The following is an 11,296-nucleotide window of genomic DNA, read 5'->3' on the forward strand; positions in this document are numbered from 1 at the left end:
AGCGACTGTTTTTATAAAATTTTTGTCGTCTGGCGCGCATGCGCAGCCGGTTGTCAGTTTTTAACCTGAATTATCGGCGCACGCAAGGGCTTAATCTACGCAGTCGTTGGTCGCCATTCGTGCGATCCATTCATGTATCAGCGCCTGTCCTTCCTGGTGCACAAGCTGCCGGCCGATTTCCGGCATCTTGTCGCCAGGCTGGTCGGACGCCATTCTGAAGTTGATGATGGAGGCGTCCGGCGATCCCGGCTCTATGTCGTAACTCAATGCGCCGCCGCCGTAAGCCACGGGCTGTTTGCAAACGCCGTGCTGACTTTGGTAGTCCGCGAAGCTGCGCCAGAACTCCAGGCTGAGGCCGGTGTTCGACGCGCCGCCTTCGGGACGATGGCAATGCGCGCAGTTAATGTCCAGATAACCTTTCGCCAGACGATGGATCTGATCGTCGGAATAACCCGCCAGATTGGAAGCGTCCGCGTCGCTATAGTTGGGGACGCTGTCTATGCTGGACAGATCATCCGGCAGACCGGCAAGAATGCCTTTCTGTTTCCAGTAGGCGAGCTGGTTGGCGGCGCCGTCGGCGTAAGTGTAGGTCCAGTTAAGCTGACGCGCTTTGGGCCCCAGGGGAACAAAGCGGGAGCCGGACTCCGTCTTAAACTGATGGCATTGCTTGCACTTGTTGGTGTCGGGAACCTGATAAGTGAAACTTTGCTGGACCCCGTTATGCACCAGCGTTGCGGCGTAATTGCCTCCCGCCACGCTCAGCTCCGCATCGTCCTCGTTGGCGTCCCAGATATAGGGCAGGGCGACCCAGCCGCTGGCGCGACGGATCAACAGACGGGTTTCCAATAATCGCTCATTATCCAGTCCGCGGTTCGCCGTATCCGTTGGCAACGCAAAGGTTTTGGTAATGACGGTTCCTTCGGGGAAATCGATGATTTCCTGTGCGCTGTACTGGGCCTGTTTACCTTCAGGAACGTACACCACGCGGTATTTGCTTGCATAATCCGTAAACAGGGGGGTGGCGAGGTCATATACGACGCCAGTCCCGCCTGTGGTTTGCGTCGGGTCCGCGCCGCTGAACAGGCGATAACTGGACAGGTAGCGGCAATTGGTGGAAGCCAGCGCGTTCCAGTTCACCCCATCGCCGCTCTCGCCACACACGCCTGCTTCTTTGGCGGTGGAGCCGCCACTGTCGGCGGTTCCGTCGCCACCGCTACTGCAGCCGGCGATCACTCCGGTCATTATCCACAGCACGCCGCCACAAATAGCGGCTTTTTTATTGTTTTGCATAAGCGCCTCAACTCTTTACTGATGTGTCTAGCCTTGCTGTTTCATCACAGGCTGCAAGCTGCATGGGCGTCATCCTGACCGCATCCGTGCACCTTGCCGGCGACTGTGGCGGTGGCGGCGGGAAGCCGGTCCAGATCGCAGACCAACAGGCTGGCTCCGACGCCAGTGGTGGCGTCAGGTTCGCCGTCGGCGGGGTCAGCGTCAGTAAATGTGGTTGGGTCCGGGTTATAGAGAAAGCCCTTGGTGGCGTCGCCATTGTTGACGACGCAGATGTTCTCCGACCCGTCTGCGGCGAATGGCTCCTCTGAAAAAGGCGCGCCGTAGCCTGCGCGGGCCAATAACTCACCGAAGCCGTCGTACAGCACGCTGGGCAGGGTGGTCTCCCCAATGGCCTGAAATGCGGGGAGCACACCCTGTATTAAATCGCCTCGCGGACTGGCGCCGGAGTCTCTGATGCTGTTGTCGTGAATGGAGATATTGCGAGGAACGGAACGCCAGCCATCGGCCATGATGCCGTCCATGACGTACTGCGCCATCTCCGTCTGTGTGGCGGCGATGAAGAACGAAGAGACGGTGACGGACGTAGTGTCGTGATTGCTGATGGCGTTGTTATAAACCTCTACATCCGCGGTGGACAGCACGATCACGCCGGTGCCGGGAGGCACGATATGCACGCCGGCGGGGTTGCTGCTGGCGTTGGCGAAATTATTGGTGTTGTTATCGCGGATGATGTTGTTGAACACGCGTACGGTGGAGCCGTATTTGTGGTTGCCGATAGGCAGGTCGAACACCAGAATGCCGCCGGTGTTGCTTTCCGCCACATTGTTGTAAACATCCGCATTGTGAGAGTTTTCGATTTCAATGCCTGCTACGTTCTCCTTGGCGATATTGCGTCGCACTACAATATTGCGGGACTGTCCGACATAAACGCCGGCGTCGGCCGAACCGCGCACATAGGAGTCTTCGATCAGGATGTTGGAGCATTCCACGGGATATAGGCCGTAGGCGCCGTTGTCTGAGTTTAATTCGCCTTTCCACTCGGTGCGGGTGTATTGCAGACGTATGCCGTCGGAGTCCTTCAGCTTGATGCCGTTGTTGGCGGCTTCCTCCACGGCGAGGTTGCGGACAGTGATGTCCTTCATGTTCTGAATGAATATGCCGTCGCCGCCCAGAGAGCCGGAAAAGTCCAGGATGGTCTTGTCCATGCCGTACCCGGCGATGGTGATATTCTCCAGTGACGTCCCATCGCCGTCGGGATCGCCGTCCAGGGTCAGGGTGTCGGTGATTTGCAGACGCCCCTCCGGCAACACCAGATAATCACCGGACTGCGCGGTGATAAACGCGGTCTTGATTGCGATGGTGATGTCGCCGTCGGCGCTGATGAATTTAGCGTTGTCGGGGAAGTTTGCGCCGCTGGCGTCGCCGCCAGTGGTGTCGCTACTGCATCCTGCCAACGCTGCGATAGAAAGACAAAGAGCCGGCGCAAGGCCGGCGGGGATGAAATTGGGTTGCATAGTGTCCCTCGCGTTCTTTTTATTATTGGGCGGTCAAATAAGAGGACAGGTTGTCCGCTTTTTGGGTGTTTTCTGTTATGCCGTAAAAGCAGGGAGGGTAACAATGTGCAAAGTGGCCAGCGGTAATTTTATTCTGATTAATGCTGGCGTAGAATCGACGTCTGGGAAGGCGAAGACGGCGGGTTGGCTGTAACTGTCTGTAAAAAGTTATTTTTTCTTAACAATGTGAGAAAAATACCAGTTTTGGGAGAAAAGTCTTATAGCATATCCGCTGGCGATGGCGGAGATTAAGGCGACAGGCTCCCCGGAGGAAATACGCTTTCGAGCGCTACTGGAATTCTCCATAATGCCTTAGCCCCCGATTTTCAGGATACAGGACAACCCCTAACAAGGACTTGATGGGCAAAGAAGGATGATCAGACGCCAGATTCACCCCCTTAGACCCTTTAAAATCGGAGACTGGTGGGTCGACCCGGAAGCCAACAAACTGGCTGACCAGGATTGTGAAATTTCTCTTACTCCCAAAGCGATGGCGGCTCTACTTGCGTTGGTGGAAGCGCAGGGCCGGGCGCTTGGGGAGACGCAACTACAGGAAAAAATCTGGCCACCGTCCGCGCAGCCGGATGCCTCCGTTGATCAGATTATTTCTCAATTACGCAAAGCGTTCGGAGATAATGGCAGACCGCGTCGTTACATTGAACGAGACGGCTCCACTTACCGTATTGTGGCGCAGATGTCGCAGCCGGATGCGGACGGTCTGTGTCCCCACACAAACGCCCAAGGCCGTCGGCGCGGATTGTGTAAGTGGGGGATCAGTGTCGGCGCGCTCGCCTTGGTGTTCGCATTAGGGTTCGGCGTCTTTTATCCCAAACCCCATGCACCCAGCCAAATCATTGTTTACCCGATTCAATTGGTGGACGCCTCCCATCATCGAGATAGCGCGTATCTGGCCACCAGCGTCACGGACGCCATTCGTTCGCGACTGATTACCCTGCATGGCGCGCGGGTGGTGTTCAGCGAGACGGCGCCCTGGTCGCGCCCTGATCGGGGCAGTGCGGTCAGTGGCAGTTTGCAGGTCACCAGCTCCAGCTTGAGGCTGATTCTCAATATTACCGATCTGGCGGGCGGAGACTCCCAGTGGAGCGGCCTCATTGAAGGCGACGCGAGTAAACTGTTTGCATTTCATCAGGACCTGACGGAGACGTTGCTGTCTCAGCTCAATGTGCCTAATGACGAACTCAGCGACCGCCGCGAGCCGGACCCGGAAGCTTACGACTATTACTTGCAGGGGCGTCACTATTGGTCCCAGCGCGACGTGCTCTCGCTGCAGCGCGCGCTACAGAATTTCTCTCAGTCGATCAGCCTCGACGGACAGTTCGCGCCAGCCTACGTCGCCCTGTGCGACAGCTACCATTTCCTGAGCGTTTATTCGGACCTGCCCGCCAGTACGGTGTCGGAAAAGTGCGCGCCTCTGCTGGACCGGGCTTTCGCCCTGGACCCCGGCATGCCGCAGGCTTATGCGTCCCGCGCTTTGCAGTTTTCCGAGCAGGGCAGGGAGAGTGAGGCGGAGGGCTTCTATAAAAAAGCCATGGAGATGGCCCCGAATTACACGCCCGGCTACCTCTGGTACGGCCAGTTGCTGCGTTCCCAGGGACGCTATATTCAGTCTCTGGCCATGTATGAACGGGCGTTGGAGCTGGAGCCCTTTTCCGGCGGCATCAATCGAGGGAAAGCCTATACTCTGCTGCGTATGGGGCGCTTGGAGCAGGCCCGGGACACTTATCAGCGCGCTTTGGCGCTGGAGCCGGATTATCTGTACCGGCCCTTGGACCAACTGGAGTTCCTGCCCATTACGGTGGACACAGCGACGGATTACTTCAACTGGTCGCGCATGTATCCCCATGTGATCGGGCGGCAACCCAACAACAAGGTCACCGAGGCGATTTTATGGATGGCGCTTGGGGATATGAAGAAGGCGCAGGAATTATTGATTCAGGTGCCGCCGGGCATGCGCACTGGCGCCAACTACCTCTATGCGCGCGGCCTGCAGTACTCTATCAACCGTGACTATGAGGCGGCGTTGTCTGTATTTCAGCAACGGCGCAGCCAACAACCGGGGAATCGCTCCTACGCGCTGCCGGTGGCCGCCACGCTCATCAAGCTGGGACGCAACGAGGAAGCGCTGGAGGAGCTGGACCGCTATTATCCCAAGCAGGGAAATAATAAAACCTCTATTGACTCTGAAAACCGTTTTCCCTATCTGATCGCCTGCTATTTGCGGCATATCATCGGGCAGAAATCGCCGCAGTATCTGCATGATGAACTCAAGCAGTCCGTGTCCTATAAGATTGTCGAAGCCATGGATATACCGGAATGGTTTGTGTATGAGAACCCCGCCAAGTTGTTTGAAATTTTACGAGCGCAGTTGATGTCGGGCTGGCTGCCGGACTACAACCAGTTCCTGTGGTCGCCGGAGCAGTGGCCGGAATGGAGTTCGTTTACACGAGATCAGCAAGAAGAAGTGACCAGCCTGTTGCGCCGCAACCGCCAGTCCGTGCTGCGGGAAAGCGGGCGTGAGGACAAGCTCAATGCGTCCCTCGACAAGCGCAGCGTCAAAGAGGCGGCGGCGCTGAACTGATCCGCCGCCCTAGTTTGGAAAGGCGTTACCGCGCGCCCCAGTCATAATCCTGAATCTGATGTAGACGCTCCCGTTGTTCTTCGGTGAGCGCCTCTTGCATTTTCCTGCGCGCCTGCAATTGGATTTCCAGCATTTTGAGATGGGCGTCCGCCATGGCGCGATGGGCATCCAGAATGGCTTTGTCATCCATTTCGTCCTTGTTGAACAGGTTCTGCATGGCGGCGTGCTGTTTATACATTTCCTGAAAATGGGTCCACTGTTGTTCACCCAACTGTTTTTGAATTTCTTCGATCTTCTGGCGCTGCTTGTCGTCCAGCCCCAACAAACCGGCCATTCTTGGCGTGCTCAAATCCATCATGCCTCCCATCATGAAGCCATCGCCCATCATGTAGCCGTGACCGGACATGCGGTCGGACCCCATCATTGAATGGCGACCGTAACCACTCCAGTTGGATGCGCTCCAATCGTCGCCCGTGAACATGCCGCCGCCCATCATGTGTCGGCCCCGCATCATGCCCTGACCGCCCGCGGCGCAGTCGTCACAATCGCTATCGGAAGCGCTTGAGCCAAAGAAACCGTGGCCAGAGGCGGAGGCGGCCAGGCTGAGCATCAAGGCGACGGCAAGAGGTTTAAGGGGGGCGAGGATAGGTCTGTTGTTCATGGCGACGTCTCCTTTTGGATTGGCGTGAGTGTCTTTACCCCTGCTGCTCTTGGTGAATCATTGAGTTCATGAGGTGTAGATAGTTTGGTTGAATTGCATCCAATCGCCATGGTTTCTGAATATATTTCCAAGCAGTTTGACAGTCATCAATTCAATTGGCTTTTATACCGTCCCAGTAAGGCAAAATCGCGGTCTTGTGCTAGTTTCCTTTATAAAAAACAACAAAGCCGCCACTGGCGGACATACGAAAACCTGGGAAGACTCCTCAGCGTGAGTTTGATACATCTCAAAAGTCACATTCGTTCTTACTTCCGGCGCTTACTCGTCTTTTCATTGCTGGGCGCAGGCCTGCTCTCTACCGTTTTCCTGTGGGCGGATTACCAGTTGATGGAGACCTTGCCCGCCGCGCAAAAGGCGGAGCTGTCTCTGCAAAGCTGCGTGTTGTATCTCCTGACTGCCTGCGTCGTTCTGATCGGCGCCGTGGTCGCCTGGATGCTTACGTCCAACGAAGCTCGTAACGAGGCCTTGCGTGAGAGCCGCAACAATCTGGATAAGGCCCAGCAAATCGCCCGGCTGGGCAACTGGCTTTGGGACTTGAAGCGCAACGAGGTGTATTGGTCGGATCAGGTCTATCGCAATCTGGGCCTGTCGCTCCATGACAACACGGCCTCCTATGAAAAGTTCCTGGGATGCGTGCATCCGGATGACAGGGCGCGCGTGGTCAAGCTGGTGGACGACGCCTTGGAGAACAAGCAGGTGTACGCACTCGAACACCGTGTCATTTGGCCCAGTGGCGAGGAGCGCATCATGTGTGGGGCCGGCGAGGTAATTTTCGACGCCCAGGGACACCCCGTGCAAATGCACGGAACCATTCAGGATATAACCGAACGCAAGCTCGACGAAAATCGCAAAAATGAATATGCGCATTTGATATACGACCTCTACAACAATGCGCCATGCGGTTATCACTCGCTGGACCCCCAGGGAGTGATCGTGGATATCAATGAAACGGCGCTGCGCTGGCTGGGATATTCACGCAATGAGCTGGTCGGCAAAGCCATGTTTTGCGATCTGCTGTCGGAAGACTGCGTGCAGTTGTGCTGGGATAAGCTGGGGCAACTGAAGAAAGGCGGCGCGCTGAGCAACCTGGAGCTGAATGTTCGCTGCAAAGACGGCCGGTTATTCTGTGTCTTGCTGAGCAGCACGGCGCTGCAGAGCGAGGACGGCGAGTTTCGCGGCAGCCGCTGCATTTTGGTGGATTACACCGAGCGTCGTCGGCACGAGAAGGAGTTGCAGCAGGCGGCGGTGGTGTTCGACGCTATCCGCGAAGCTGTCATTATCACTGACGACGCGCGCAACATTGTAGCGGTGAACAACGCCTTCACCGAGATTACCGGTTACACGTTGGAAGATGTCTACGGGCGTAACCCCCGTTTGCAACAATCCGGTCGCCATGACAAAACCTTTTACCAGTCCCTGTGGCGCTCCATCACCGAGCACGGCCACTGGCAGGGGGAGATCGAGAACAAGCGGCGTAATGGGGAAATCTATCCCGCCTGGCAGAACATCAATGTGGTCTACGATAGAAACGGCAACATCGCCAACTATGTGTCGGTGTTCTCTGACATCAGTGTGATCAAAGAGAAAGAAAAGCAACTGCGCCATCTCGCCAACCATGACTCGCTGACCGGGTTGCCCAATCGACTGTTGTTCTTCAATAGTCTTGAGATTTCCCTGGAGCGCGCCAAGCGAAGGCGTATGAAAGTGGCGTTGATGTTTATCGATCTGGACCGTTTCAAAATCATCAACGACACGATGGGGCATGAGGCTGGCGATATCCTGCTGAAAACCGTGGCGCGACGCCTTTCGGAAGCGGTGCGGGGCGAAGACATGGTGGCGCGCCTGGGGGGAGATGAATTCACTATCAGTCTGGAAGAGCTGTCCAACACCGAGGACGCCGCCGCCATGGCCGGTAAACTGATAGAAACCATCCGGCAGCCCATTCATATCGGCGGTCATGAAATTGTCTGCTCCGCCAGCATCGGCATCGCCATTTTTCCTCACGACGCGGACAGCGCGCAGAATCTGGCGCGGGCGGCGGATGCGGCTATGTATCGGGCCAAAGAGCTGCATCGCAATACGTTCGAGTTTTACACCAGCGAACTGACGGAAAGGGCGATAGAGCACCTGACCCTGAGCAGCGAGATGCGGCAAGCCCTGGAGCGTAATGAGTTTGAACTCTATTACCAGCCGCAATTCAATCTGGCCAGCGGCAAACTGGTGGGGGCGGAGACACTACTGCGCTGGCGGCACCCCACGCGAGGACTGATCACCCCCTACTGTTTCATCAATATTGCGGAAGACAGCGCTCTGATCGATCCCATTGGCAGATGGGTGATCAATCAGCTGTGCCGGGATGTCGCGGGCTGGCTGAAAGAGGGGCTGAAGTTGCCTCGCATCGCCTTTAATGTCTCAGGCAAACAGTTGGAGCACTATGATGTCAAAGGTCATATCGAACATGCGTTGCAGCGCTGGGGGCTGGAGCCGTCCGACCTGGATCTGGAGCTGGAGGTGACGGAAGGCGCTTTACAACATGAAGAGCATAGCGTGGAAGTTCTGCGGCAAGTGCGAACTTTGGGACTGAGCGTGGCCATTGATGATTTCGGTACGGGCTACTCCTCTCTCAGCCGGCTCAAGCGTATGCCGATAGATACGCTCAAGATCGACCGCATGTTTATCCGCGACCTACCGGAAGACCCCAATAATCAAGCGCTAGCCAGCGGTATTATTCTGCTCGGTCGGGCGCTGGGCCTTAAAGTAGTGGCCGAAGGCGTGGAGAATGTGGAGCAGTTGCGCTTTTTGCAGGAGCGCGACTGCGACGAAGTACAGGGTTTTCTGCTCAGCAAGCCTCTACCCAAAGCGGCGTTTGTAAAGCTGTTGAAAGGGGAAGGGCTGCCCGCCATTCCGCTGGCGTCGCTGACAGTAGTCAGGAAGCCGGCGGCGTCGGATTAGACGGTTTTATTCAATAAATACAGCCGCCGTCAGGGCCGCAAGTGACGCTGACGCCATACTTGGGATCGGATGAGATAAATCCAGAGGTGGTTCCATCGCTGATCACTGAGCCGCCACGACCATTGTGACCCAGACCGCGATTGCCGCCGCCCCGGTTGCTGAACATCGGGGCCAGGTTAAACAGCGCCGGCCCGCCTTCATAGCCGCCGACGCCAGCGGCGTTGAGCCAGTAACGTCCGGGAATCGCCTGTCCGAAGTAGTTTCTCAGAGCCATGGCTTCACTGGGGTGAATTTCCCGACCATTGATAAAAATGCCAGTGCCGCCGCCGGAGATATCCGCGGGCAGGGGAGCCGTGATAGGAAGTCCTGGATAGGTGACGCCGCTAGTCGGGCCGCCTTCAACGCCCCAGGCGCCGGTGTGCGCGTCGTACCAATATTGACCAGGTTGCAGACGAATCCCTTGCTGCGCGAAGTAGTTGGCCGCTTGGGCGTCGAGGGGCGCGCGATTCACAATCACCCCCTCCGCCATGGCTGTGACCGAAATAAGTAGAGTCAGAAGAATCGTGCATGAACGAAACATCATCGTCCTCCCGCCATCGCTACAAATGATTTGATTGCAAGGCTTTCGCCGATAAAGCGCCTATGAGGGGGCGTTAAAAACAAGTAGCGCGTTTTTTGATCAGACTCCGTCAATAAATTTTCATTTTTTGAATTTAACCTGCGCGCAGGCCATCCAGACTCAGGCCATCGCCCGTCACCGGCGCGGTGCGGGAAATAAACTGCACGAAGCCGGCCACCGCGGGGGAGGTCTGCTCTCTGTTATATAAAAGACGCATCTGCACACCCGGCAAGGCCGGCAGATAGTCGCTGCTCTCCACCACGCGCAGCCCCTCCGGTACGATGCTTTTGCCCAGCACCGTGACTCCCAATCCCGCCAGTACGCCGGCGCGTATGCCGCTGAAACTGGCGCAGGTATAAACGATACGCCAGGGAATGCTCATGGAGTCCAGGGCTTCGATAATGCGATGTCGGTAAACGCAGCCCCGCGGCGCGACGATCAACGGCACCGGGTGACGGGTGTGGCAGGTGTGATGAATGCTGGTGGCCCACACCAGATCCTCCATCCAGCCTTCTTCCGGCGAGATGGTGCGCAGACTGGTGTGCAGGGCGAACACCAGATCCAGCTCCTTAGAGCGATAACGTTCCACCAGATTGGAGCTGAGGTCGCAGGTGACCTCCAGCGTGACGTTGGGGTGCGCCTGGGAGAACTTGCCCAGCACCTCGGGCAACGAGCTGGCGAATTCATTGGGAATCCCCAGCCGCAGGCAACCGGCCAATTCCGGCTGCGACAGTTTGATCATGGCTTCTTTATTAAGAGCGAGAATATCGCGGGCGTACTGCAACAGAATCAAACCTTCCGGGGTGGGGGCCAACGCCTTGTTATTACGCACGAGCAGGGTGGTTCCCACTAACTCCTCCAGTCGCCGGATCTGCAGACTGATCGCCGGCTGCGAGCGCCCCAACGCGTCGCCGGCCTGGGTAAAACCGCCATAATCCGCTACGGCGACAAAGGTTTGCAGGAGATCGGTGGGGAGATAATTCACAGCGTTACCATAAATATTTTAAATAAATGCATTTTAACTATTAATTTCACAAATCAATAGCCCGGAGTTATGGTTCAGTTATATAAAAACGATATCGCTGTAGCCCTGTTTCGGCGGCGTCTCTCTTTGTCGATACGTCCTGAGGCGGGCTCAGAAGGATAATTTATTCCAACCGGTTCCAATTGAGGAGTATGTTACGTATGAGCGGTCTGAAATTCACCGAAGATCACGAGTGGTTGTCCATGGAGTCCGATGAGATCGGTGTTGTGGGCATTACAGATTACGCACAGGCGCAACTGGGCGATCTGGTTTTCGTAGAGCTGCCCGAAGTGGGACGTGAAGTCAGCCAGGGCGAAGATATCGGCGTAGTGGAGTCGGTAAAAACCGCCAGCGATATCAAGAGCCCCGTCAGTGGCGTTGTGGTCGCCGTGAACGAAGCGCTGAGCGACGAACCCGGTAAAGTGAACGAAGACCCTACCGGAGAAGGCTGGATTTACAAAATCTCCCTTTCCAATGCTTCTGAAGTTGAGTCGCTGATGGATGACGCGGCTTATAAGGCGCTGACAGGAGAGTAAGA

The 11,296-nt window shown here is 56.4% G+C and carries 7 protein-coding genes and 1 pseudogene; 3 read left to right on the forward strand and 5 right to left on the reverse strand.

The features are described 5' to 3' along the window. Positions 1–90: 90 nt before the first annotated feature. The gene (locus EUZ85_RS15620; RefSeq protein WP_127970162.1) at positions 91–1,290 is read right to left on the reverse strand and encodes an SO2930 family diheme c-type cytochrome; all 1,200 of its coding nucleotides are present in this window, start codon (positions 1,288–1,290) and stop codon (positions 91–93) included. Between the two features lie 44 nt (positions 1,291–1,334). After that, positions 1,335–2,804 (reverse strand): parallel beta-helix domain-containing protein, encoded by a 1,470-nt coding sequence (locus EUZ85_RS15625; protein WP_127970163.1) that lies wholly within the window; start codon positions 2,802–2,804, stop codon positions 1,335–1,337. A 412-nt stretch (positions 2,805–3,216) separates the two neighbouring features. On the opposite strand from EUZ85_RS15625, the pseudogene EUZ85_RS31995 reads away from it, so the two are divergent. Then, positions 3,217–4,605, forward strand: a pseudogene (locus EUZ85_RS31995) (winged helix-turn-helix domain-containing protein); the annotation flags it as partial. 862 nt (positions 4,606–5,467) lie between these two features. Here the strand turns inward: EUZ85_RS31995 and EUZ85_RS15635 are convergent. Continuing rightward, positions 5,468–6,103: a Spy/CpxP family protein refolding chaperone gene (locus tag EUZ85_RS15635; protein WP_127970165.1), complete on the reverse strand. Its 636-nt coding sequence runs from the start codon at positions 6,101–6,103 to the stop codon at positions 5,468–5,470. Between the two features lie 270 nt (positions 6,104–6,373). Here EUZ85_RS15635 and EUZ85_RS15640 point away from each other — a divergent pair, with 270 nt between their 5' ends. Then, the gene (locus tag EUZ85_RS15640; protein ID WP_164887257.1) at positions 6,374–9,115 is read left to right on the forward strand and encodes an EAL domain-containing protein; all 2,742 of its coding nucleotides are present in this window, start codon (positions 6,374–6,376) and stop codon (positions 9,113–9,115) included. A 10-nt stretch (positions 9,116–9,125) separates the two neighbouring features. On the opposite strand, the gene EUZ85_RS15645 is transcribed toward EUZ85_RS15640, so the two are convergent. Continuing rightward, positions 9,126–9,698, reverse strand: coding sequence for a hypothetical protein (locus tag EUZ85_RS15645; RefSeq protein WP_127970167.1), 573 nt, complete (start codon positions 9,696–9,698; stop codon positions 9,126–9,128). Positions 9,699–9,828: 130 nt separating this feature from the next. After that, entirely contained in the window at positions 9,829–10,719 is an 891-nt protein-coding gene (locus tag EUZ85_RS15650) for a LysR substrate-binding domain-containing protein (RefSeq protein ID WP_127970168.1), read from the reverse strand. A 200-nt stretch (positions 10,720–10,919) separates the two neighbouring features. On the opposite strand from EUZ85_RS15650, the gene gcvH reads away from it, so the two are divergent. After that, positions 10,920–11,294, forward strand: coding sequence for a glycine cleavage system protein GcvH (gcvH, locus tag EUZ85_RS15655; protein WP_011397656.1), 375 nt, complete (start codon positions 10,920–10,922; stop codon positions 11,292–11,294). Positions 11,295–11,296: the final 2 nt, after the last annotated feature.

This window comes from Hahella sp. KA22 (assembly GCF_004135205.1).
GTDB lineage: Bacteria > Pseudomonadota > Gammaproteobacteria > Pseudomonadales > Oleiphilaceae > Hahella.